Origin of the sequence: Paraburkholderia sp. WC7.3g (assembly GCF_050436345.1) — a bacterium.
In the GTDB taxonomy this organism is placed as follows: domain Bacteria; phylum Pseudomonadota; class Gammaproteobacteria; order Burkholderiales; family Burkholderiaceae; genus Paraburkholderia; species Paraburkholderia podalyriae.
Genome location: NZ_JBNDMA010000002.1, coordinates 3,192,460 through 3,214,265 on the forward strand (window position 1 = coordinate 3,192,460; position 21,806 = coordinate 3,214,265).

Here is a 21,806-nt window from a genome sequence, read left to right on the forward strand (position 1 = left end):
GTTGGGGTGGAGGCGGACGGATGCCGGCGGCTTCGGATACCGCCGCGCAACTGTACTCCTATTCTTTCCGATTTTCTGTATGCGACGGGATTTGTGGAACACAGTACGCTTGTGGGCATTGGTCTGCAAAGCCTGTCGAACCTGTCCATCGCCACGTCATGAAGAAGAACGAAGCACAAGCCGAAGCCCGCATCGAGCCGTACAAGCACCCCGCCGCCGGGTGGGGCGCGCTGAAGTACGTCGCCATCAGCCTGCTCAAGGAGAAGGTCGCGGGCGGCAACTACCGCACGCTGCTCAAGCAGAACCAGCCTGACGGCTTCGACTGCCCCGGCTGCGCGTGGCCGGATCGCGAGCACGCGTCGACGTTCGAGTTCTGCGAAAACGGCGTGAAGGCCGTGGCCGCCGAGGCTACGGCCAAGCGCGTGACGCCCGCGTTCTTCGAGCGCCACAGCGTCGCCGAGCTGATGACGCAATCGGACTTCGAGCTCGAGCAGCACGGCCGCCTGACCGACCCGCTGGTCTACGACTCCGCGCGCGACCGCTATGTGCCGATCGGCTGGGACGACGCGTTCGATCTGATCGCAAGTCATCTGAAGCGCCAGGGCGATCCGAACCGCGCCGCGTTCTATACGTCGGGACGCGCGAGCAACGAAGCCGCGTTCCTGTACCAGCTGTTCGTACGCATGTACGGCACCAACAATTTTCCCGATTGCTCGAACATGTGCCACGAGGCGACGAGCCGCGGCCTGCCGCATACGGTCGGCATCGGCAAGGGCACGGTCACGCTCGACGACTTCGAACACGCGGACACGCTGCTGATCTTCGGCCAGAACCCGGCCACCAATCACCCGCGCATGCTCGGCGAGCTGCGCGAATGCGCGAAGCGCGGCGCCACGATCGTGTCGATCAATCCGCTGAAGGAGCGCGGCCTCGAACGCTTCGCGAGCCCCCAGCATCCGGTCGAAATGCTGACGATGGGCAGCACCAGGATCAGCTCGGTGTTCATCCGCCCGAAGCTCGGCGGCGACTTCGCGCTGATCAAGGGTGTCGCCAAACGCGTGCTCGAACTCGACGACGAAGCGCGCGCGTCGGGCCTCGAGCGTGTGCTCGACGCGGGCTTCATCGCCGAACACACGGTCGGCTTCGCTGCTTTCGCCGACGATCTGCGCGCCGAGCGCTGGGACACGATCGTCGCCGAGGCAGGCGTGCCGCTCGACGAGGTGCTAAAGCTCGCCGATATCTATGTGAAAGGCCGCGCGGTGATCTCGACGTGGGGCATGGGTCTCACGCAGCACAAGAACTCGGTCGCGACCGTGCAACTGCTGTCGAACCTGATGATGATGCGCGGCAATATCGGCCGCCGCGGCGCGGGGCTGTGCCCGGTGCGGGGCCACTCGAACGTGCAGGGTGACCGCACCGTCGGTATCGAAGAGAAGCCGACCGACGCGTTTCTCGACCGCCTCGGCGCGACCTACGCTTTCGAGCCGCCGCGCGAGCACGGACTCGACGTCGTCAACACGATTCAGGCGATGCTTGATGGCAAGGTGAAAGTGTTCATCGGCCTGGGCGGCAATTTCTCGATCGCGACGCCGGACACGCCGCGCACGTGGGACGCGATGCGCGCGTGCGATCTGACCGTGCACGTGACGACGAAGCTCAATCGCAGCCATCTCGTGCACGGTCGCGACGCGCTGATCCTGCCGACGCTCGGGCGCACCGAGATCGATGTTCAGAACGGCGTGGCGCAAGGCGTCAGCGTCGAGGATTCGATGAGCATGGTGCACATCTCGTATGGGATCAACAAGCCGGCGTCGGACAATCTGCTTTCCGAAGTGGCGATCGTCGCGCGCATGGCGCATGCGACTTTGGGCAGCGGCAAGGTGGACTGGCTCGCCCATGCGGCCGACTACGCGCTGATTCGCGACGGCATCGCGAAGGTGATCGACGGTTTTGGCGACTACAACGAGCGCCTGAAGAATCCGGGCGGCTTCCATCTCGGCGTTGCGTCGCGCGATCGCATCTGGAAAACGCCGAGCGGCAAGGCACAGTTCCTCGTGCACGCGATCGCACTCGACACGCCGATTCATCAGGCCCGCAAGCTTCACGGCGAACGCCTGATGACGCTGATGACCACCCGTTCACATGATCAGTACAACACGACGATTTACGGTCTCGACGATCGCTATCGCGGTGTGTACGGACAGCGGCGCGTGCTGTTCGCCAATAAGGACGATCTCGCGATGCTCGGTTTCGCGGCCGGTCAGCGCGCGGACATCACAAGCGTGTGGGCCGATGGCATCGAGCGACGTGTGGATGGTTTTCTACTCGTCGAGTACGACATTCCGCGCGGCTGCCTCGGCGCTTATTATCCGGAGACCAATCCGCTGGTGCCGCTGTCCTCGGTCGCGGATGGCGCGGGTACGCCGACGTCGAAGTCGATTCCGGTGTTGTTGACGGCATCGGTGGCTGCAGATGCCGCTGTTCTGGCGGTTTAAATCAGCTCTACCTTCCGCGCCTGCCGCGCGGCCCATTTCACGCTGTCTTTTTCGCCAGATCGCGATGCGTCAGATAGAGACGCAGATCGAATTCGATCTGGTGGTAACCCGGCTGCATGAACTCGCACAGACGATAGAACGCCTTGTTGTGATCGCTCTCTTTCAGATGAGCGAGTTCGTGCACGACGATCATCTTCAGAAACTCCGGCGCCGCGCCCTTGAATAACGACGCGATGCGGATTTCCTTCTTCGCCTTCAGCTTGCTGCCCTGCACGCGCGAGATGCTCGTGTGCAGGCCGAGCGCGTGACGCATCACGTCGAGCTTGCTGTCGTACGTGACCTTGTCGATCTGCTCGGCGCTGCGCAGGTGTTCGCGTTTGAGCTCCGCGCAGTACTCGTAGAGAGCGCGGTCGGATTGCACGTCGTGCGTGTTCGGGTATTTCTGCGCGACGTAGGAGCCGAGCTGATCGGCGGCGATCAGCGTTCTCACCTTGTCTTGCAGAGGTGCGGGGTAGCCGGTGAGGTATTTGAGGGGGGACATGAAGGCGGATTCGGTTTTGCGGGGCTGATCTTACGCATAGTCGCGCTGATGGACAAGGTTGGGCATTTTCCGGATGCCGCCCCGTTCGAAGTACCGAAGACATCTTCCGCAACCGTTTTGTCATTGTCGCAGCCCAGCACACGAGATCGGGCTGCTTGTCAGCAAACGCCGAAACCTTATCGCGGTCGACGGCGCGTCACCCGCCCGCGCGTGGCGCGAACACGAGAGCCGTGGAGATTTTGGGCTGTCGCCCATGTACGGACTGCCTGTCGCACGGTAATTATCTGACTGCTGTCAACCTCGGCAGCGACTTCAGATAGATCATCGACACACCTATGTCCCTGTCCGTATTTGAAATGCACTCCGTGGAGCTGTTCTGCCAGCGGCCACCGGGTGCCTGTTATGTCATCTGCGACGAATGGCACTACAAGGCGTGCCTCGGCAAGGCCGCAGACCTTCAGACGGCCAGGGCAGAGACCCGGGAATTTCTTGCTATTGCCCAACTGAATCACAGGAAGTGGGAGGAGGACCGGAAACTGGTCAGGAATCTCATTGGCGGTCACTGGCTGTTTTTTCATCATGTACGGGACCGGAACCCTGACACCGATGGCTGGTGGGTCATCCTCGCGCTTCTCGAAGAGGTGCGCCGGGGTGCCCTGCTTGCCATTAAAGGTCCGCGTAATGGCCTGTTTCGGTCACCCTACAGCAGCGCGCCGTTGAGGGATATCGCAACGAGGGCCGGTAATCGCCCGGACGGCGAACCTGTGCTGTCCGTCCAGTATGATGCGGCCACCTGGCAAGCCCGGTTGAACGCTGCGCGCGCGACCAGGGCTGGCGATAGAGGCGCATCAACGTTGCTCGGCGACGCGCAGCCGTTTGAGTATGTGCCTGACGCGTTGAGCGGTGATGTCGTTGAACTCGCCGCGAGCACGAACAATCCAAACTACGCGGCGAGGATGCTAGGGTATGACCGCGACACGTTTGGCGACATGGTCCACGCGATGAAATATGATCTCAAGCTGCGAGGCGATGACAATGTCATTTGGCACGATAGTGGGGACGTTGAATTTAGAAAAAACATCATCGGCAATATGCACGACTATGCAAACTGATCTTCATACGATGAACACACATCAACTCGCACATGTATCATTTTCGATAGCCGGGGATGATTTAGATCCCGAAGTTTGGACCGGATATTTCGGCGTTCCGCCGGACACGACGATAGTCAAGGGGAAGCGGTTTATGACTCCGTCGGGGCGATTGAGCAGCGTGCCGGGGCGTACCGGCGTATGGGGGGTGAGAAGCAAAGCCGCCGTTCATAGCGACTCGCTGGAACCGCATCTCCGCTATCTTATTGATCGCCTGAATTTGCCGCGAGATGACTTGCGCCAGCTACTCGCAGACAAGGGCGCACAGATGCGTTTCTTCTGTTATTGGGACAACGAGAGCGGCGACCGCGTGCCTGATGTGCCCGACGATATTCGCACCATGATGGAAGCCATGGGCGGCACGGTTGAGATTGATGAATATCGATAGAGCCTCGCTCGAATGCACAAGCCGATCCTCGCGAGTCGGCTTTTTTGTGCGAGCTTGTAAGGCACAGCGCGAGTGTTATGGGCCGCACTTCTGAATTAATCCTCTATGCCGCATACATGCCCGGCCCACGCTTCCATCATTGGGCGGCGCTGTTCCAAAAGATTGTCCCGCTGAGGTAGTCAGGTGACCGTCCCGCCTTTGATCGGAATGACTTCGCGATCTGCGCCCATTCAGCCTGTCTCAGTTCAGTATTTGGTGCCGGGGACCGGACTTGAACCGGCAGGCCCGAAGGCGGCGGATTTTAAGTCCGCTATGTTTACCAATTTCATCACCCCGGCAGGGGTCGCAATCGCGCGTGGACGCGAATTCTACCATCGCGTCGCGGCAGCCCCAAAAAGCGCCCGACACCCGCATTCATCCCCAAGTCATAAACGTTTCCGATAATCCGCTCACGAAAACGATTACAGCGGGCAGAAAACCGATGACCCCGACGATCAAGGATGTCGCCGCCCACGCCGGCTTTTCCATCGCCACGGTATCGCGCGCGATCAACGCGCCGCACACCGTGAACCCCGTCACGCTCGACAAGGTGCGCCAGTCGATCGACGCGCTGAACTTCCGGCCGAGCCCGCTCGGCCGGCAATTGCGCGGCGAGCGCACGCGCCTCGTCGGCGTCGTTCTGCCGACGCTCGCGAACCCGGTGTTCGCCGAATGCCTGCAAGGCATCGACGATCTCGCGTCAGCGCAAGGCTATCGGCTGATGCTGATGACCACACAGTACGACGTGGACCGCGAACGTCACGCGATCGAAACGCTGCGCGAGCATCGCGTCGAAGGGCTGATCCTGACGGTCGCCGATGCCGACACGCATCCGCTGCTCGACGAACTCGACCGCGACGGCCTGCTGTACGTGCTGATGCACAACGACACGGTGCGCCGCCCGTCGGTGTCGGTCGACAATCGCCTCGCCGCCTACGACGGCGTGCGCCGGCTGATCGCGCACGGCCATCGCCGCATCCTGATGCTGGCCGGCTCGTTCGCCGCGTCGGATCGCGCGCGCCAGCGGCATCTCGGCTACACGCAGGCAATGCAGCAGGCCGGCCTCACGGCCGCGCCCGCGCTCGAAGTCGATTTCAATGCCGAGGAACTCGCGCCGTCCGTGCTCGCGCACCTGACGCACGGCGCAAACCGTCCGACCGCCCTCTTCTGCAGCAACGACCTGCTCGCGATGGTCGTGATGCGCGGCCTGCGCCGCGCGCGTCTGAAGATTCCGCAGGACATGTCGATTCTCGGCTTCGACGGCCTCGCGATGGGCGAACTGCTGTCGCCGGCGCTCGCGAGCATCTGCGCGCCGAATCGCGAGATCGGCTGCGCGGCGTGGCAGCGTCTGCTTGCACGGATCGGCGGCGCGCGCGACCAGCGCGCGTTCTCCGCAAGCTCGCTCGCGTTGACCTTGCCGCACAGCGTGCGCGAAGGCGCGACGATCGCGGCGCTCGGCTCGCACCCGAATCTCGACGGAGCGTCGCCGGCCCACCCGCCGAGCGCTGCGGCAGCCACGGAAAAGCCGTTCGCATAAGAAGCCAAACGAAGGCACGCGCATACGCGCGCCCAGCTGTCATCACCAACTCGCGTAACCCATCCGACCCAGGAGACCCGCAGTGATCCGCTCACCCTCACGGTTCGCATCCTCGCTCAAACCGCTGTGGCAGAAACTCTCGCACGCCGCCGCGACCGTACTGCCGGCGAGCCTGCTCGTCGCCGGCGCGGCGCTCGTCGCGCTCGCGCCGCAAACCGCGCGCGCCGACGAAACCGCGATCTGCTACAACTGCCCGCCCGAATGGGCCGACTGGGCGAGCCAGATCAAGGCGATCCAGCAAAATACCGGCATTCGCGTGCCGTTCGACAACAAGAACTCGGGACAATCGATCGCGCAACTGATGGCCGAGCAGAAAAGCCCGGTCGCCGACGTCGTCTATCTCGGCGTGTCGTCGGCCTTCCAGGCTAAGAACAAGGGCGTGGTCCAGCCGTACAAGCCCGCGCACTGGGACGACATCCCCGCCGGCCTGAAAGACCCGCAAGGCTACTGGTTCACGATCCACTCCGGCACGCTCGGCTTCTTCGTCAACAAGGACGCGCTCGAAGGCAAGCCGGTGCCGCGCTCGTGGGCCGACCTGCTGAAGCCCGAATATAAAGGCATGATCGGCTACCTCGATCCGTCGAGCGCGTTCGTCGGCTATGCGGGCGCGGTCGCGGTCAACCAGGCGCTCGGCGGCACGCTCGAGAACTTCGAGCCGGGCCTCGACTGGTTCAGAAAGCTCAAGGCGAACGCGCCGATCGTGCCGAAGCAGACGGCGTACGCGCGCGTGCTGTCCGGCGAAATTCCCATCCTGCTCGACTACGACTTCGACGCCTATCGCGCGAAGTACAAGGATCACGCGAACGTCGAGTTCGTGATTCCGAAGGAAGGCACGATTTCGGTGCCGTACGTGATGAGCCTCGTGAAGGGCGCGCCGCACGAAGCGAACGGCAAGAAGGTGCTCGATTTCGTGCTGTCCGACGAAGGCCAGAAGCTGTGGGCGCAGGCGTATCTGCGGCCGGTGCGCGCGAGCGCGATGAGCGCCGCGACGGCCGCGCAGTTCCTGCCCGCGAGCGAATACGCGCGCGCGAAACCGGTCGACTTCGCGAAGATGGCCGACAAGCAGTCGAGCTTCGGCGAGCGCTATCTGCAGGTGATGCATTGAACGACGTCACGTTCCCGCTGCGCTGGCGCATCGCGTTGCTCGCGCCCGCGCTCGCGGTGTTCATCGCGTTCTGGCTGCTGCCGATGGGCGCGCTCGCGCAGCTCTCCGGCGGCGGCCACGGATTCGCGACCTATCGCGCGATGGTGACGAATCCGCGCTATATGTCGAGCCTGGGCGCGACCGTGGTGCTGTCGGCGGCGGTCACGGCGGCCACGCTGGTGCTGTCGGTGATCGCGGGGCTGCTGCTCGCGCGACGCGAATTCGCCGGCAAGCGCACGCTGCTTGCGCTGCTGACGTTTCCGCTCGCGTTTCCGGGCGTCGTCGTGGGCTTCATGGTCATCATGCTCGCTGGTCGTCAGGGGCTGATCGGCGCACTGTCGATGAAACTCGCCGGCGATCGCTGGGTGTTCGCGTATTCGATGAGCGGCCTGTTTCTGGGCTACCTGTACTTCTCGATTCCGCGCGTGATCGTCACCGTGATGGCGTCGGCGAGCAAGCTCGATGCATCGCTCGAAGAGGCCGCGCGCTCGCTCGGCGCATCGCCGTGGCGCATCATGCGCGACATCGTGCTGCCGGCGCTGTCGCCTGGACTGATCGCGGCGGGCGCCGTCTGCTTCGCGACCGCGATGGGCGCGTTCGGCACGGCGTTTACGCTCGCCACCGACATCGACGTGCTGCCGATGACCATCTATACCGAGTTCACGCTGAACGCGAACATGGTGACGGCCGCGGGCCTGTCGATCGTGCTGGGCATCGTCACGTGGGCGGTGCTCGCGATCGCGCGCAGCGCGAGCGGTTCGGGCGTGGCGGCGAGCGCATGAGCGGCACGTTGCCGGAGCCCGGCGTTCCCGAACAGAACGACCCCCTGCCTATGAACTCAATCACCGCCCGTTCGCCGTCTTCGCAGCGGGCAGCGGGACCGCACACGCGACGCGCGTGGCCTTCCACGCGAAGCTGGCTCGCCGCGGGCCAATGGTTCGTCACGCTGCTGCTGTGCGCATTCCTGATCGTGCCGGTCGTCATGTCGATCGTCGCGGGGCTGACGGTCAACTACTTCAAGGGCGTGTCGAGCGGACTCACGTTGCGCTGGCTCGTCGAAGTGTGGACCCAGTATCACGACTCGGTGTGGCTGTCGCTCGAAGTGGCCGCGGCGACCCTCGTCGTCACGCTGCTGACCGGCGTGCCCGCAGGCTATGTGCTCGCGCGCGGCAAGAGCCGCTTCGCACGCGTCGTCGAAGAGTTTCTGGTGCTGCCGATCGCGCTGCCAGGCCTCGCATCGGCGCTCGCGCTGCTGGTGGTTTACGGCGGCTTCACGGCGTTTCGCATGAGCGCGGCATTCATCGTCGTCGGGCATGTGGTGTTCACGCTGCCGTTCATGGTGCGCGCGGTCGCCGCGGTCTGCGCGAGCAGCAATCTGCGCACGCTCGAAGAAGGCGCGGCCAGCCTCGGCGCGGGCTTCTTCACGCGCTTCGTCACGATCGTGCTGCCGAACGCGCGGCCCGGCATCGTCGCGGGCGCGCTCGCGGTGCTTACACTGTCGATCGGCGAATTCAACCTCACGTGGATGCTGCACACGCCCGATACGAAGACGCTGCCGGTCGGCCTCGCCGATACCTACGCGTCGATGCGCATCGAGATCGGCAGCGCGTACACGATCCTGTTCTTCATCATGACCATGCCGCTGCTCGTCGCGATGCAATGGCTCGGCGTCGATGCGACCGGCCAGCGCAACGCGTCGAGGAAGCGCGGCGCTACCTTTTCCGCGAAGCCCATCGACACGCCATGAAACTGACATCGGTTCCCATCACGCTCACGCAGTGCGCCAAAACGTTTCGCGGCACGCGTGTGCTCGAATCGCTCGATCTGTCGATCGGCGCGGGCGAAACCCTCGTGCTGCTCGGACCGTCGGGCTGCGGCAAGACGACGACACTGCGCCTGATCGCGGGTCTCGAAACCCCCGACGCAGGCGGCCGCATCGCCTTCGGCGACGACGACGTGACCACCCTGCCGATCGAAAAACGCGCGGTCGGCATGGTGTTCCAGAGCTATGCGCTGTTTCCGAACCTGACGGTGCGCGGCAACATCGGCTACGGTCTGAAGATCAAACGCGTGCAGGCCGCAGCCGCGCGAGAACGCGTCGACGAACTGCTCGGCATGATGCGGCTCACCGCGCATGCCGACAAACCGATCGATCAACTGTCCGGCGGCCAGCGCCAGCGTGTCGCGCTCGCGCGCGCGCTCGCGGTGCAGCCGCGCGTGCTGCTGCTCGACGAACCGCTGACCGCGCTCGACGCGCGTCTGCGCGACGCATTGCGCAGCGAGATGAACGTGCTGTTGCGTGAACTCGGCATCACGACCGTCTACGTGACACACGACCAGGCGGAGGCGATGGAACTCGGCGATCGCATCGTCGTGATGAGCGCGGGGCGGATCGAGCAGATCGGTTCGCCGCGCGACATCTACTATCGTCCAGCCAATCGCACGGTCGCGCAGTTCGTCGGCACGATCAACCGTGTCGCGGGCGAGCCGCGCGACGGCATGCTGACGACGACCGGGGGCGGCGTGCCGTTACCCGCGCATGCGTCGAACCCCGGCGGCCAGCACGAAATCTTCTTTCGCCCCGAGGACGCGCGGCTCACCGACCCCGCGCTCGCGCAGCTGCGCGGCCAGATCGAAAGCACCGCGTTCCTCGGCGAACGCACGCGTCTGACGATTGGCGGCGCCGCGCCCGAGCCGCTCTTCGTCGACGTCGCGGGCCGTATCGAGCTCGCGCGCGGCACGCCGGTCGGCATTTCGATCGGGCAGGACGCACTCATTGCGCTATCGTAGGTAAAAGCGGCGCCGCATCCTGGCGCTCAATACGAAGGAACCCGAAGGACCTCTGTCATGCTGCTGGCTCAAATTAGCGACCTGCATATCAAGCAACCCGGCGTGCTCGCGTATCGCCGCGTCGATACCGCCGCCTATCTCGCGCGCTGCGTCGACGCGCTCAATGCGCTGACACCGCGCCCCGACGCGGTGCTGATCACCGGCGACCTCGTCGATCAGGGCGATCCGCAGCAGTACGCACACCTGAAGACGCTGCTCGCGCCGCTCGCGATCCCCTACTTCCTGATGGTTGGCAATCACGACGAACGCAATGCGTTGCGCGCGGCGTTTCCTGAGCGACAAGAACTGCTAAGCGGTGGCGAGTTCGTGCAGTACGCACTCGATGTCGGCCCGCTGCGCGTGCTCGCGCTCGATTCGCTGGTGCCCGGTTCGAGCGCCGGCATGCTGTGTGACACGCGGCTCGCGTGGCTCGCGCAGCAGCTCGATGCGGCGCGCGGCAAGCCGGTCGTGGTCGCGCTGCATCATCCGCCGTTCGCGTGCGGCATCGGACATATGGACGAGATCCGGCTCGATCAGGCGGCGTCGGACCAGCTCGCCGCGTTGATCGCCCGGCATCCCAACGTCGAGCGGGTGCTTTGCGGGCACGTGCATCGGTCGATGTTCGTGCGCTTCGGCGGCACGATCGCGAGCGCGATTCCAGCGCCCGCGCACCAGGTGGCGCTCGATTTTCGCGAGGACGGACCGTCGATGTTCGTGATGGAGCCGCCCGCCTACGCGCTGCATGACTATGATCCGGCGACCGGCATCGTCACGCATCATGCGTATATCGACGCGGCCGACGGCCCCTATCCGTTCTACGACGCTGGCGCGTTGATCGACTGAATCGATCGACACGCTTCGCTCCAGCCCGATGCCGGACGCGCGGGGAGCCTCGCCGGCTCGCGTCCGTTTCGGCGCTCGCGCAGGCCACCGCGGGCCGTCGTGGCCGTCAGCATGAACCCCGCCACTCCGGTATGATCGGCACGCTTGAGGACCGCGCATGGGCCGGTCCGTCGATCCGCCTCTGTCATGTCCACTTCCGACGCTTCCACTTCCGCTTCCTCCGCCCCGTCGTTGCGCGGCCTGTTGCTGCTGCTCGCGACGATCGCGGGTGTCTCGGTCGCGAACATCTATTACAACCAGCCGCTGCTCGACAACTTCCGCCGGTCGTTTCCGGGCAGCGCGTCATGGGTCGGCGCGGTGCCGGCCGTCACGCAGCTCGGCTACGCGGCCGGCATGCTGCTGCTCGCGCCGCTCGGCGATCGCTTCGACCGGCGTCTGCTGATCCTGCTGCAGATCGCCGGGATGTGCGTCGCGCTCGTCATTGCGGCGTCGGCGCCGACGCTCGCTGTTCTGATCGTCACGAGTCTCGCAATCGGCGTGCTCGCGACCATCGCGCAACAGGCCGTGCCGTTCGCGGCCGAACTCGCGCCGCCATCCGAGCGCGGCCACGCGGTCGGCACCGTGATGAGCGGCCTGCTGCTCGGCATTTTGCTAGCGCGGACCGCGGCGGGCATCGTCGCCGAATACTTCGGCTGGCGCGCGGTCTTTGGCGCATCGGTCGTCGCGCTGCTCGCGCTCGCGGTCGTCATCATCCTGCGTTTGCCGAAGAGCCAGCCGACCTCGACGCTGCCGTACGGCAAGCTGCTCGTGTCGATGTGGCATCTGGTGACCGAGCATCGCGCGCTGCGCGAGGCATCGCTGACCGGTGCGGCGCTGTTCGCGGCGTTCAGCATTTTCTGGTCGGTGCTCGCGCTGCTGCTCGCGGGCGCGCCGTTTCATCTCGGGCCGCAGGCGGCGGGGCTGTTCGGCATCGTCGGCGCGGCCGGCGCGCTGGCCGCGCCGCTCGCCGGCAAGTTCGCCGACCGGCGTGGACCGCGCGCGATCATCACCGTGTCGCTGGTGCTGGTCGTGATTGCGTTCGTGATTTTCGGCGCGTCGGCAAAGAGCATCGCGGGCCTCGTGGTCGGCGTGATCATTCTCGACATTGGCGTGCAAGCCGCGCAGATTTCGAATCAGTCGCGCATCTACGGGTTGAAGCCCGATGCGCGCAGCCGCGTGAATACCGTCTACATGGTCGCGTATTTCATCGGCGGGGCGCTTGGCTCGGGTGTCGGCGCGATCGTATGGCCGGTGTTCGGGTGGATCGGCGTCAGTATCGCGGGGATCGTGTTTGCCGGGCTCGGCGCGTGGAATCATTTGCGGTTGCCGGCGCGGGCTGGGCATTGATATCAGGCTGACCAGCGCCGGATAAGAACCGGCTTGTCGATTTGCCACCGCTGGGGGCAGCCTGGCAACGCCTGTCGCATTCCGTCGCGCGGAATCATCCTGCGCCCATTTCATAATTCGTCGTTACTGGATAGCTTAACGGACCGGTGTGGCACGAGTCGAAGACTCGCGCCATTGTTCATAGACGTGTTACGCGTCGTCCCCTGCCCGATCAAGTCTGCACGCCGGTATGTCGAATACATATAACTACGGAATACACAGCGAACTAACCCCTTCGCAACTTTTCCTTCTAATCGCCGTGGATGAAACCATGGCCGAAATCGGGATCAGCGATGCCGTCGGTGCCGCCATGATCGTCGCAGGCTCGCGCTTCATTCCGACGCGAGGCAAATTTGGCGGGGCGGTAAAAGGCACGTCAGTGGCGTCGAAGCTATCCCGCTCGCTATTGCCCTTCGAGTTAAAGCATCGAATTCTGCCTACCTTCACGTCATGGACCAGCGTCGTACTACTGCGCGTGAAGTTGACGAGCCATCTGGGCGTATTCGTCGGTCGAGCAATTCCCGGAGTGGGGTGGATAATCACCGCATCTGACGTGGCAATAATCGGCTACAAGACGGTTAATGCATATAACCGCCTGGTGAAACCGGAGGATCGTCTGTAATGAACGATGTATGGCTCGATCTCGCTCAGTTCATCCGCGAAATGCGCACTCCCGCCGGGCTGCCTCTCGACGACAAGCTGACCCGCGACATGGATCTGTATCACGATCTGGATTGGGAGCCAGCGAAAATCGTCGAGGTGATGCAGGCATGGGCTGAGCGCTTCCATGTGGACCTGCGCGATTTCGACGTCGCTTACCACGTTCCATCCGCCAACATGCGAAAGCGCGACATCGTCGCCGCCGCATTGAAATCCCCGTTCAGTTCCAGCGCGCGAGAATTACTGGGTGGACGTTCGCTTACCCTTGGGATGCTCGAAGAAGCGATGAAGCGCGGAGCGTGGAAACCTGACTAGATACATCCGCCCGCGCAGATTCTTACACCCCGCCGCCCCGCCCCAACGCATACTCATGCAGCGCATCGAGCACGCGATCGAACTCGAACGATTTGTCGTAGAAGTGCCGCACGCCATACTGCTCGCAACGCTCGCGGTACGCGGGCAACGCGTGATTGGTCAGCACCGCCGCGAACATCGAATCGATCAGCCCCTCGCGCTGCAGATGCGCGAGCACCGGCACGCCCGAGCCCTGCTTCAGCTGCAAATCGACGATCACCGCGTCGAACGCTTCGTCGCCGAGCAACGCGATCGCCTGCTCGGCCGAATCGGCGTAAGCGGCCACCCGCAGCAGGCCCGACGCATCGATCGCCTCGACGAGACTGCGGCGGATCAGCGGCGAATCCTCGATCAGCAGCACGCGCAACGGCGCGCGGTTGGCTGGCTCGGTAGCGGGGTTCGGTTCGCTGTTCATCGGGATGTCTCGATCGTCCGTCATTCGATCAGGCCGTTCTTGATCGCGTAATACGTGAGGTCCGCGTTGTTCGCGAGACGCATCTTCTCGAGCACCCGCGCACGATACGTGCTCACCGTTTTGACTGACAGATGCAGCTCTTCGGCGATCGCGGTCGGCAACTGGCCGGCCGCGAGCTTGCGGAAGATCTGGAATTCGCGCTCCGACAGCGCTTCATGCGGACGCCCAGCGGCGGGCTTGTCGAGATTGTCGGCCAGCGTATCGGCAACCGCCTCCGACAGATAGCGATGCCCACGCGCGACCGAGCGGATCGCGCGCACGATTTCTTCCGGCTCGCAGTCCTTGTTCAGATAACCGTTCGCGCCCGCACGCAGCAGATTGATCGCGTACTGGCTCTCGGGATAGCCCGATAGAATCAGCACGCCCTGCTCGGGACGCACCTGCTTGATCACACGCAACGTATCGATGCCGTTCTTGTCAGGCATCGCGATGTCGAGCAGCACGACGTCGAATGCCTGCTCGCGCACGAGGCCGATCGCTTCCTCGCCGGTCGCGGCCTCGGCGGCGACGCACATGTCCGGCTCGTCGGCGACGAACTGTCTGAAACCACCTCGAACGATCGCATGATCGTCAGCTATCAGCACTCGAATCATCGGTTGGGTATCCGTTGCAAAGGGAGTCGCTCCTATCGCTTCGCGCTGCTACTCCCGCGCTGCTACTCCCGACCTGACAGCAGATCCGCCATATCGTCGGCATGCTCTTCCTCGACCGACAGAATCTCCTCGAACAGCCGGCGCGTGGTCACGTCCTTGTCGCCGAGGTAGCGGATGATCTCGCGATACGTATCGATCGCAATGCGCTCGGCGATCAGATTCTCGCGGATCATGTCGGTCAGATCGGTGCCTTCCTTGTATTCCGAATGCGCGCGCGTCTTCAGGCGATCCGGCGCGAAATCGGGCGCGCCGCCGAGTTGCACGATGCGCTCGGCGAGGCGGTCGGCATGCTCCTGTTCCTCGCTCGCGTGCTCGGCGAACTCGGTCGCCACCGCTTCCGAGTTGATGCCCTTCGCCATGAAGTAGTGCCGCTTGTAGCGCAGCGTGCAGACGAGCTCGGTCGCGAGCGCGTCGTTGAGCAGCTTGAGCACGGTGTCGCGGTCGGCGCCATAGCTCGAGGTGACGGGACCGTCCGATATGTGCTTGCGCGCATCGTCGCGAATCTTCTGCAAGTCCATCACGAACGAGCCGCTGGACTGCGATGCCGTGCCATGGGCGCCAGATTGCTTTGTCATCGAACTTCTCCTTTATCCGGTACGGGGAATCGCGCATCGGCATGAATCACGCAGATGCGCCGATGGGACCGACGGCGCTTCGGGCGCGGGCGTCTCGATCAGGAAGATTCAAACGCCTCGCGTCCGCGCGCCTTGTTGCCTGCCTACGTATTACGTGCCTATGTATCGCGTTCATCCAGACCGGTCCAGCTAGGTTCGGAACACGCCGAGCAGCAGCGTGACCACGAACACGACGAGGAAGATGTAGAACAGGATCTTCGCGATTTCGGCCGCGCCGGCCGCGATGCCGGTAAAGCCGAACACCGCCGCGATGATCGCAATCACGAAGAAGACGATGGCATAGTGAAGCATGGCATTTCTCCCTTTTGTTGGCCTTCACATCGACTACAAGCAAACTGCTCGCCTGCTAACAAGGCGCGGCCCGCCACCACGGCGATGGCTGCGCTAATCGATCATTTTCTTCGTCACGACGAAGCCCAGCACGAGGAACACCACGCACAGCACGACAAAGACGAAGAACAGGAACTTCGCGATCGCCGCCGCGCCGGCCGCGATGCCGGTAAAGCCGAGAAGACCCGCGATCACCGCGATGATCGCGAAGAACAGTGCCCACTTCAGCATGATGGCCGCCTCCCGAAACATTGAATGAACGATCGGATCCATGCTATCGATGCGCGGCGCCGCGCGCATTCCGACGTCCGCCGTTTTTCGTGTGAGAATCCGCTTACATTGGATTACGACGACGTTACGCGCGCGGTTTCGCGCGATGCTGGCGTCGATGCCCGTTCTGGAGCCGAAAGTGTCGAATGTGCGGAACCTGCCGGAACAACAGTGCGCGCGCGCGACGGCGCGTCTCGCCGACTGGATGCGCAATCGCAGCTGGGCGATCGCGATGACGGTGGCGATCGTCATCACGGTGGGCGGCCTCGTGATTCTCGAGACCGCGCGTCAGCGCATCACCGCCGAGTACGAGACCGCGCTCGAAGCGCGCGACGTCACCGTGCGACTGAGCACGCTCGCGAGTGACCTGGCGCGTCTGGACGCCCAACAGAACCGGTTTCTTCTGACGAAGGACGACGCGTCCGCCCACGCATTCTGCGCGAGCGCCACGCGCATCCGCGACACCACGCAGCAGCTGGACCACTTCTATCGCGGCGGCCGCGCGGACGGCGCGGAACTCGCCAGCTTCACGCAGATTCTCGCGCTGATCGACGCGCGCATCGGCGCGGGCGCCGCCGCGATGCAGCGCGCGGCGCCACATCCGCTCGATCTCGGCGTATGCGGGCCCGCGAGCGACGTCAATCCGGCGGACGCGTCGCTGATCGACAGCACGCTCACGCTGTTGCGCGACAACGAGGAGCGTCGCGCGCAGCACGCGCTGGCCGCGAGCCGCGCCGATCAGCGGCTGTCGACGCTGTGCGCGGCGGGTTTGTCGGCGCTGAACATCGTGCTGTTCATTCTGCTGTTTCGCAATCTCGGCATCCAGATCGACCGGCAGGCGCGCGCGCAGCGTCAGCTGATTACGCAGCAGGAGGAACTCGACCAGCTCGTCAATGAGCGCACGCGCCAGCTCGAAGCGCTCGGCTGGCATCTGCAGGCGGTCAGCGAAAACGAAAAAACGCAGCTCGCGCGCGAGTTGCACGACGAACTCGGCGCGATTTTGACCGCCTGCCGGATGGACGTTGCGTGGGCGCGCCGCAAGCTGAAGGACAGCGAGCCGGACATCGCCGACAAGCTGCAGCGCGCGCTCGCCAATCTCGACCAGGGCATCGCGTTGAAGCGGCGCATCATCGAAGACATGCGACCGACCGTGCTCGCCAATTTCGGGCTCGTCACCGCGCTGCGCACGCTCGCCGACGAAGCCGCGCAGCGCAACAACTGGACGCTCGAGCTGCACCTGCCCGCCGACGATGTCCAGCTCGACGAACAGACCGAGATCGCGCTATTTCGCGTCGCGCAGGAGTCGCTGACGAACGCCGCGAAGTACGCGCGCGCCTCGAAGGTCGGAATCGCATTGCGGGTCGGCGACGGCGAGGTCGCGCTGCATATCGCGGACAACGGTGTCGGCATCATGCCGGCCGATCTGAAGCGCACGCATACGCACGGCCTGCTCGGCATGCGCCAGCGCGTCGCCGCGCATGGCGGGCGCTTCGAGATCCGCCGTGGCGCGCTGAACGGCACCGACATCGACGTCGTGATGCCGAGCGCGAGCACCGCGACGCCTTCGGTCGATCTGCCGCTGGCGTCGCCGGCCGCGCCGACCACTTCGTCGCAAAGCCCCGTCTGAGTGGGTCCCGGCGCGGCGCCGCGGAGCCGCTGTAGGAGTGCGCCGACGCAAACACCGGAGCACGCCTACAACAAAATCGCGGCACGGCCGACAGCGCCGCCCCTGCCCTTTTTTTACCATGCAATCAGGCCGGTTCGAAACCGGATCGAGACCTCATCGACTGGCATGGCCCCGGTCGGACGACATCAACCGATGCATTCTCGACTAGGAGAACTTTCATGACTCGACTGATCGCTTTGCTTGTGCTCGCAGGAACCGCCATGCTTGTCACGGGTTGCAACACGATGGCGGGCGCGGGCGAGGACATTTCGAAGGGTGGCCACGCCATCACGAACGAGGCGGAGAAAGCGAAATAAGCCGGCACATGGCAGCAGGAGTTGGAGAGCCCGTCGCGGGATGCCGAGGCGGGCCTTTTTTATGATTCGTTTGCTTGCCGGCTTTCGACGCGAAGCGTTGTCGGAACGCGGTAAAACAGAACGGCGACCCACTCGCGTGGATCGCCGTGCCGTCCCCCCCAACTTCCGATCGTCCGAAGTCCTTTTATTGTCTGGCTAGCGCGTGCGGCCTATCGACGCTCGGGCCACGACGCTCATCCGGCGATCGGCGGCCCTCGTCATTGCCCGGTCAAGGTATTCGATAGTTCCACGCTCGGCGTGCTCGTGTTGCCGTTCTGCGCGATCAGAAGATGAATCTGCCCCGGCACCAGCTGGCTCAGCGGGCCCGCGATCGGCACCGACGTGATCAGCCAGTCGGCGTTGTTCGCCAGCGAGAACGGGTTCGACTGGAAGATCGGCGTCTTGCTGCCGGCCACGGTCGCGATCAGCACGTACTGGCCGCCCGACACGTAGATCGAATCCTGGCCGCTCGCCGGCACCGCGTTCTTGAACGACACGCCGGGGATCGTCGGCGACACGCTCGTGATGCTGGTGGCGGTGGCCTGGACGAGGTAGAGGTCGAGGTCCGTCGCGTTCGCCGACGCGTTGAAGCCGCGCACGCGCGCGCTACCGGACAGCAGGCCCTTGTCGAACGGATCGTCGATCAGGCCGATGTCCGGCGCGGACAGACCCGGCAACGCGAGCACGGTGTACACGTGGCCCTTCGCGACATCGGGGAAGTTACCGCTCGCGAGCGCGGTCTTCGTGCCGGTCGCGGCGTACGCGACGCTCGTCGCTCCCGTGTCGATATTGGTGAGGTTGGTCACGCCTTTATACGAGACGTTGGTTTGCCCGGATGGCGCGCTGCCGTTGACGAGGAAGTCGACCGCGGGTCCGCCTGGAATCGCGTGAATGAAGTGGATCTCGGGATTGGTCAACCCAAGCTCCTTGCCTGTATCGCTGCCGCCCCCGCCGCCGCATGCGCTCAGGACCGCCGCGGTCGCAACGACCGCCACCATGGTTCGGATCATTTTCATTGTGTTCACCTGTCTTTATGTCGGGCATGACGCCCATCTCCCATTGACACGTGGGCGAGCGCGGGAAACCTCGCGCTCGCCCCCTCCCGTCCACGCCGCAGGCGCGCGGGTTTTGTCGGTTGGCGCGTCTCTGTCGGTGGACGCCCGCAATCAGCAATGGCTGTGCCGTGGCGCTAACATTGGCGTGCGGAAACTGACGAACGTCTTGCGGTTCAACGGATTACCGGGATTTAGAATTTTTCGTCGGCGCTCGGGCACGGCGCGCGGGGTACGTTTGTGCGGCTCCCCACTTACACGGTCCCTGCACGTCTTACCCATACTGACTCGCCGAGCTCGAGCTGGGCTTTACACGTCTGCGCAATCAGCGGGGACGGCGGGCCTTTGAAAGCGGGCGCGCGGTTCGACCGGAACCCGCGCCGCTATCAGGCGCTGCCCTTCTTCCGGTAATCGAACCAGAAAGACAGGCCGACGCTGATCAGAATCACGATCGTCGCGATCACCGTCGAGCGCGTGACCGGCTCGCCGAGCAGCAGCGCGCCCAGCGCGACCGCGACGACCGGATTTACGTACATGCAGCTGCTCGCGATGATCGGGCTCGTGTGGCGAATCAGAAAACCGTACGCGACGTACGCGGCCATCGTGCCGATCAGCATCAGATACAGAAACGCGACGAGCGGCAGAAAATGCAGCTCGAGCATCCGCTCGCCCGACACCCACGCGACCAGCGCCGAGATCGCGCCGCCGAGCCCGATCTGCAGTGCGGTCGACACAAACAGGTCCGACGGCAGCTTCAGCCGCCCGGCCAGATGCGCGCCGCCGGCCCAGAACAGCGCGCCGCACAGAATCGCGAGACTGCCGCTCGCCGAGCCCGGCGTGCTGTCGCCGTGACTCAGAATCACGATACCGGCGAGCCCGAGCCCGACCGCGAACCATTCGCCGCGGCCGATCTTGCGTCCGGCGACGACCGCGATCACGGTCGCGAACAGCGGCACGGTCGCGACCATCACGGCGGCGGTGCCGGTGCCGACCGTGCGCATGCCGTACGCGAGCATGCCGCTCGACAGACCGACCAGCATCGTGCCGACGAGGCCCGCATTGCGGATTTCAGCGAGGCCCGGCCAGATCGGCTTGCGGCGCGCGGCGAACACGAACAGACCGATGCCGGCGAACAGGTTGCGCAAGCCCGACATCAGCAGCGGCGGAAACGAGCCGAGCGCGACGTGCACCGCGAGATAGGTCGAGCCCCACACCAGATAAACGACGGCGAGCGCGAGCGCGATCTGCCCGTTGCGCGACTGCGGCAAACGCAGCGGCCAGCCACGCGGAGAAAAAACTGAGCGTTGCGGCGACATGCGTTCAGCCCGCCGTCGCCACTCGACCCGCGCGATGCGCTCGATGCCCGCAAGGCGCCGAGCCTGCGTCGATACCTTTGGGGCGGGATGGCGGGCACCGCATCGGCGATGCGGTCGGACGGGCGAGGCTGGCGGACATGTTGGTGGAACGGTAAGACGATGGGCGGCGCCGGAAGCGCCAGAAACGGCTGTGGCGGCAGCATCGCTCGAAACGACACGACGCGGCGCGGCCGCGATGCGCGGCGGCAAGGCTGGCCAAGCCGCGACGCGCACCGCATTATGCAGTAAGCGCCGAGTACGCCGCGCGACAGAATCGTAACTTTTTGGTGTTCCTGCAACAGAAAAGCCGGGGAGGCATCCCCGGCTTGCATTCAGTTCCGCATCCCTTCGATGCGCGCTCGCGCATCGGCAGGAGCGCTAAGCACCGTGGCCGCGCACTCAGTTGCCCATCGCGCCCGAGGCCTCGTGCTTCATCGCGTCGCCGCCCTTTTTCATCGAGTCGTGCTTCATCGTGTCCTTTTTCATGCCGTCCTTCGACATGCTGTCCTTGGACATCGAATCTTTCGACATCGCATTCTTCGACATCTCATCGTTGGACATCGCGCCGCTCGCCTGCGCGAAGGCCGTGCCGCCGCTTGCCAGCATCAACAACGCGATCGTGGTGATTGCAATCTTCTTCATGGGATGACTCCTTGGTAGTGGATGAATCGAAGCCGGCGACAGCCGGCGTGCTTCCGAAGCCGCTGCCGCAAGCGAGCGTGCGCCCGCATGCGTCAGGAGCCTCCGAACCAGTTGTAGCCCTGGTCGACCCAATAGCCGCCGGGATACGTGTTGGTGACGAATATTTCGACGATGTGCTTCGGATTCTTGTAGCCGAGCTTGGTCGGCATGCGCAGCTTCATCGGGTAGCCGTATTGCGCGGGCAGCCGTTCGCCGTCGTAGGAAAACGTCAGCAGCGTTTGCGGATGCAAAGCGGTCGGCATGTCGATGCTTTCGTAGTAGTCGTCCGCGCATTTGAAGCCGACGTACTTCGCCGTCGTGTCCGCGCCGACGCGCCGCAGAAAATCGCTGAATGGCGTGCCGCCCCAGCGGCCGATCGCGCTCCAGCCTTCCACGCAGATATGTCGCGTGATCTGCTCCGCATGCGGCAGCGCGTACAGCTCGGGCAGCGTCCACACGCGCTGGCCGGTTACGAGGCCGCTCAGCTTCAATTGATAGTCCGAGCCGTCGACGTGCGGCACGTCGTCGATGCCGTAATACGCGTTGAATGGAAACGGCCGCGTGATCTGCGCTTCGGTGTAGGTCGGCGCGAGCTGCTTCGGATCGAACAGCGCAGCCTGCGCGCGATCGTTCAGCCGCGACACCGCGGTGAGAAAACGGTTCACGGAAGCGTCGTCGCTCAACGAGCAGCCGGTCAGCATCGACAGGCCGCCGAGCGTCAATAGCTGCTTGCCGAACAGGCGCCGCGACGGCATCGCCAGTTCGCGCTTCGCGTCGAGCAGGATCGATGCGCGGTCGAGCGTGTGGCTGACTCGCTGCGCGGGTCGGCCCGCCGGCTTGTCAATCGGCTTTTCTATCGGCTTGTCC

24 protein-coding genes and 1 tRNA gene are annotated in these 21,806 nt (G+C 64.3%); 14 read left to right on the forward strand and 11 right to left on the reverse strand.

Annotation, left to right across the window (positions count from 1 at the left end; all coding sequences use genetic code 11):
* Positions 1-158 precede the first annotated feature (158 nt).
* On the forward strand, positions 159-2,495 hold the full coding sequence (locus OKW43_RS26040; RefSeq protein ID WP_429450624.1) for an FdhF/YdeP family oxidoreductase: 2,337 nt from the start codon (positions 159-161) through the stop codon (positions 2,493-2,495).
* Positions 2,496-2,532: 37 nt separating this feature from the next.
* Here OKW43_RS26040 and OKW43_RS26045 read toward each other — a convergent pair whose 3' ends face one another.
* Entirely contained in the window at positions 2,533-3,036 is a 504-nt protein-coding gene (locus OKW43_RS26045) for a M48 metallopeptidase family protein (protein WP_429450626.1), read from the reverse strand.
* Between the two features lie 335 nt (positions 3,037-3,371).
* On the opposite strand from OKW43_RS26045, the gene OKW43_RS26050 reads away from it, so the two are divergent.
* Complete coding sequence (locus OKW43_RS26050) at positions 3,372-4,148, forward strand: hypothetical protein (protein WP_429450628.1); 777 nt, start codon at positions 3,372-3,374, stop codon at positions 4,146-4,148.
* Between the two features lie 10 nt (positions 4,149-4,158).
* Positions 4,159-4,575 (forward strand): DUF4279 domain-containing protein, encoded by a 417-nt coding sequence (locus tag OKW43_RS26055; RefSeq protein ID WP_429450630.1) that lies wholly within the window; start codon positions 4,159-4,161, stop codon positions 4,573-4,575.
* 253 nt (positions 4,576-4,828) lie between these two features.
* Here OKW43_RS26055 and OKW43_RS26060 read toward each other — a convergent pair.
* A tRNA-Leu gene (locus OKW43_RS26060) sits at positions 4,829-4,913 on the reverse strand.
* Positions 4,914-5,056: 143 nt separating this feature from the next.
* On the opposite strand from OKW43_RS26060, the gene OKW43_RS26065 reads away from it, so the two are divergent.
* The 9 genes from OKW43_RS26065 to OKW43_RS26105 all read left to right on the forward strand — a co-directional run bounded on the left by OKW43_RS26065 (position 5,057) and on the right by OKW43_RS26105 (position 13,427).
* Entirely contained in the window at positions 5,057-6,151 is a 1,095-nt protein-coding gene (locus OKW43_RS26065) for a LacI family DNA-binding transcriptional regulator (RefSeq protein WP_429450632.1), read from the forward strand.
* Between the two features lie 82 nt (positions 6,152-6,233).
* Positions 6,234-7,316 carry an ABC transporter substrate-binding protein gene (locus OKW43_RS26070; RefSeq protein ID WP_429450634.1) on the forward strand — a complete coding sequence of 361 codons (1,083 nt, stop codon included), beginning with the start codon at positions 6,234-6,236 and terminating at the stop codon, positions 7,314-7,316.
* Positions 7,313-8,137, forward strand: coding sequence for an ABC transporter permease (locus tag OKW43_RS26075; RefSeq protein WP_187639008.1), 825 nt, complete (start codon positions 7,313-7,315; stop codon positions 8,135-8,137). The genes OKW43_RS26070 and OKW43_RS26075 overlap by 4 nt, the downstream gene beginning before the upstream one ends.
* A 50-nt stretch (positions 8,138-8,187) precedes the next feature.
* Complete coding sequence (locus OKW43_RS26080) at positions 8,188-9,102, forward strand: ABC transporter permease (RefSeq protein ID WP_429450636.1); 915 nt, start codon at positions 8,188-8,190, stop codon at positions 9,100-9,102.
* Positions 9,099-10,145 carry an ABC transporter ATP-binding protein gene (locus tag OKW43_RS26085; protein ID WP_429450638.1) on the forward strand — a complete coding sequence of 349 codons (1,047 nt, stop codon included), beginning with the start codon at positions 9,099-9,101 and terminating at the stop codon, positions 10,143-10,145. The genes OKW43_RS26080 and OKW43_RS26085 overlap by 4 nt, the downstream gene beginning before the upstream one ends.
* Before the next feature lie 57 nt (positions 10,146-10,202).
* Positions 10,203-11,027, forward strand: a complete 825-nt coding sequence (locus OKW43_RS26090) for a phosphodiesterase (protein WP_429450640.1) — start codon at positions 10,203-10,205, stop codon at positions 11,025-11,027.
* Positions 11,028-11,213: 186 nt separating this feature from the next.
* On the forward strand, positions 11,214-12,413 hold the full coding sequence (locus OKW43_RS26095; RefSeq protein ID WP_187639004.1) for an MFS transporter: 1,200 nt from the start codon (positions 11,214-11,216) through the stop codon (positions 12,411-12,413).
* A 229-nt stretch (positions 12,414-12,642) separates the two neighbouring features.
* The gene (locus OKW43_RS26100) at positions 12,643-13,074 is read left to right on the forward strand and encodes an STM2901 family protein (RefSeq protein ID WP_187639003.1); all 432 of its coding nucleotides are present in this window, start codon (positions 12,643-12,645) and stop codon (positions 13,072-13,074) included.
* Entirely contained in the window at positions 13,074-13,427 is a 354-nt protein-coding gene (locus OKW43_RS26105; RefSeq protein ID WP_187639002.1) for a DUF1493 family protein, read from the forward strand. The genes OKW43_RS26100 and OKW43_RS26105 overlap by 1 nt, the downstream gene beginning before the upstream one ends.
* 22 nt (positions 13,428-13,449) lie before the next feature.
* On the opposite strand, the gene OKW43_RS26110 is transcribed toward OKW43_RS26105, so the two are convergent.
* The 5 genes from OKW43_RS26110 to OKW43_RS26130 all read right to left on the reverse strand — a co-directional run bounded on the left by OKW43_RS26110 (position 13,450) and on the right by OKW43_RS26130 (position 15,790).
* A complete protein-coding gene (locus OKW43_RS26110; protein WP_187639001.1) occupies positions 13,450-13,881 on the reverse strand; it encodes a response regulator in 432 nt (143 codons plus the stop codon).
* A 20-nt stretch (positions 13,882-13,901) separates the two neighbouring features.
* Entirely contained in the window at positions 13,902-14,534 is a 633-nt protein-coding gene (locus OKW43_RS26115; protein ID WP_187639000.1) for a response regulator, read from the reverse strand.
* A 62-nt stretch (positions 14,535-14,596) separates the two neighbouring features.
* A complete protein-coding gene (locus tag OKW43_RS26120) occupies positions 14,597-15,169 on the reverse strand; it encodes a ferritin-like domain-containing protein (protein ID WP_187638999.1) in 573 nt (190 codons plus the stop codon).
* A 189-nt stretch (positions 15,170-15,358) separates the two neighbouring features.
* Positions 15,359-15,520, reverse strand: coding sequence for a DUF1328 domain-containing protein (locus OKW43_RS26125; protein ID WP_006052455.1), 162 nt, complete (start codon positions 15,518-15,520; stop codon positions 15,359-15,361).
* A gap of 93 nt (positions 15,521-15,613) precedes the next feature.
* A complete protein-coding gene (locus OKW43_RS26130) occupies positions 15,614-15,790 on the reverse strand; it encodes a DUF1328 family protein (RefSeq protein WP_027198173.1) in 177 nt (58 codons plus the stop codon).
* A 157-nt stretch (positions 15,791-15,947) separates the two neighbouring features.
* Here OKW43_RS26130 and OKW43_RS26135 point away from each other — a divergent pair, with 157 nt between their 5' ends.
* Both OKW43_RS26135 and OKW43_RS26140 read left to right on the forward strand, forming a co-directional pair.
* On the forward strand, positions 15,948-17,456 hold the full coding sequence (locus tag OKW43_RS26135; protein WP_376776504.1) for a sensor histidine kinase: 1,509 nt from the start codon (positions 15,948-15,950) through the stop codon (positions 17,454-17,456).
* A 218-nt stretch (positions 17,457-17,674) separates the two neighbouring features.
* Entirely contained in the window at positions 17,675-17,812 is a 138-nt protein-coding gene (locus tag OKW43_RS26140; RefSeq protein ID WP_184022056.1) for an entericidin A/B family lipoprotein, read from the forward strand.
* Positions 17,813-18,069: 257 nt separating this feature from the next.
* On the opposite strand, the gene OKW43_RS26145 is transcribed toward OKW43_RS26140, so the two are convergent.
* The 4 genes from OKW43_RS26145 to OKW43_RS26160 all read right to left on the reverse strand — a co-directional run bounded on the left by OKW43_RS26145 (position 18,070) and on the right by OKW43_RS26160 (position 21,796).
* Entirely contained in the window at positions 18,070-18,867 is a 798-nt protein-coding gene (locus OKW43_RS26145; RefSeq protein ID WP_187638997.1) for a DUF4397 domain-containing protein, read from the reverse strand.
* A 422-nt stretch (positions 18,868-19,289) separates the two neighbouring features.
* Positions 19,290-20,219: an EamA family transporter gene (locus OKW43_RS26150; RefSeq protein ID WP_187638996.1), complete on the reverse strand. Its 930-nt coding sequence runs from the start codon at positions 20,217-20,219 to the stop codon at positions 19,290-19,292.
* A 438-nt stretch (positions 20,220-20,657) separates the two neighbouring features.
* The gene (locus OKW43_RS26155) at positions 20,658-20,900 is read right to left on the reverse strand and encodes a pentapeptide MXKDX repeat protein (protein ID WP_187638995.1); all 243 of its coding nucleotides are present in this window, start codon (positions 20,898-20,900) and stop codon (positions 20,658-20,660) included.
* 92 nt (positions 20,901-20,992) lie between these two features.
* Positions 20,993-21,796: a molybdopterin-dependent oxidoreductase gene (locus OKW43_RS26160; RefSeq protein WP_429451788.1), complete on the reverse strand. Its 804-nt coding sequence runs from the start codon at positions 21,794-21,796 to the stop codon at positions 20,993-20,995.
* Positions 21,797-21,806 lie beyond the last annotated feature (10 nt).

What these genes read in the sequence shown, in the direction of transcription:
- OKW43_RS26040 (WP_429450624.1), top strand. Translation starts at nt 159, where the DNA reads ATGAAGAAGAACGAAGCACAAGCCGAAGCCCGCATCGAGCCGTACAAG.
- OKW43_RS26045 (WP_429450626.1), bottom strand. Translation starts at nt 3,036, where the DNA reads ATGTCCCCCCTCAAATACCTCACCGGCTACCCCGCACCTCTGCAAGAC.
- OKW43_RS26050 (WP_429450628.1), top strand. Translation starts at nt 3,372, where the DNA reads ATGTCCCTGTCCGTATTTGAAATGCACTCCGTGGAGCTGTTCTGCCAG.
- OKW43_RS26055 (WP_429450630.1), top strand. Translation starts at nt 4,159, where the DNA reads ATGAACACACATCAACTCGCACATGTATCATTTTCGATAGCCGGGGAT.
- OKW43_RS26065 (WP_429450632.1), top strand. Translation starts at nt 5,057, where the DNA reads ATGACCCCGACGATCAAGGATGTCGCCGCCCACGCCGGCTTTTCCATC.
- OKW43_RS26080 (WP_429450636.1), top strand. Translation starts at nt 8,188, where the DNA reads ATGAACTCAATCACCGCCCGTTCGCCGTCTTCGCAGCGGGCAGCGGGA.
- OKW43_RS26085 (WP_429450638.1), top strand. Translation starts at nt 9,099, where the DNA reads ATGAAACTGACATCGGTTCCCATCACGCTCACGCAGTGCGCCAAAACG.
- OKW43_RS26090 (WP_429450640.1), top strand. Translation starts at nt 10,203, where the DNA reads ATGCTGCTGGCTCAAATTAGCGACCTGCATATCAAGCAACCCGGCGTG.
- OKW43_RS26095 (WP_187639004.1), top strand. Translation starts at nt 11,214, where the DNA reads ATGTCCACTTCCGACGCTTCCACTTCCGCTTCCTCCGCCCCGTCGTTG.
- OKW43_RS26100 (WP_187639003.1), top strand. Translation starts at nt 12,643, where the DNA reads ATGTCGAATACATATAACTACGGAATACACAGCGAACTAACCCCTTCG.
- OKW43_RS26105 (WP_187639002.1), top strand. Translation starts at nt 13,074, where the DNA reads ATGAACGATGTATGGCTCGATCTCGCTCAGTTCATCCGCGAAATGCGC.
- OKW43_RS26110 (WP_187639001.1), bottom strand. Translation starts at nt 13,881, where the DNA reads ATGAACAGCGAACCGAACCCCGCTACCGAGCCAGCCAACCGCGCGCCG.
- OKW43_RS26115 (WP_187639000.1), bottom strand. Translation starts at nt 14,534, where the DNA reads ATGATTCGAGTGCTGATAGCTGACGATCATGCGATCGTTCGAGGTGGT.
- OKW43_RS26120 (WP_187638999.1), bottom strand. Translation starts at nt 15,169, where the DNA reads ATGACAAAGCAATCTGGCGCCCATGGCACGGCATCGCAGTCCAGCGGC.
- OKW43_RS26125 (WP_006052455.1), bottom strand. Translation starts at nt 15,520, where the DNA reads ATGCTTCACTATGCCATCGTCTTCTTCGTGATTGCGATCATCGCGGCG.
- OKW43_RS26130 (WP_027198173.1), bottom strand. Translation starts at nt 15,790, where the DNA reads ATGCTGAAGTGGGCACTGTTCTTCGCGATCATCGCGGTGATCGCGGGT.
- OKW43_RS26135 (WP_376776504.1), top strand. Translation starts at nt 15,948, where the DNA reads ATGCCCGTTCTGGAGCCGAAAGTGTCGAATGTGCGGAACCTGCCGGAA.
- OKW43_RS26140 (WP_184022056.1), top strand. Translation starts at nt 17,675, where the DNA reads ATGACTCGACTGATCGCTTTGCTTGTGCTCGCAGGAACCGCCATGCTT.
- OKW43_RS26145 (WP_187638997.1), bottom strand. Translation starts at nt 18,867, where the DNA reads ATGAAAATGATCCGAACCATGGTGGCGGTCGTTGCGACCGCGGCGGTC.
- OKW43_RS26150 (WP_187638996.1), bottom strand. Translation starts at nt 20,219, where the DNA reads ATGTCGCCGCAACGCTCAGTTTTTTCTCCGCGTGGCTGGCCGCTGCGT.
- OKW43_RS26155 (WP_187638995.1), bottom strand. Translation starts at nt 20,900, where the DNA reads ATGAAGAAGATTGCAATCACCACGATCGCGTTGTTGATGCTGGCAAGC.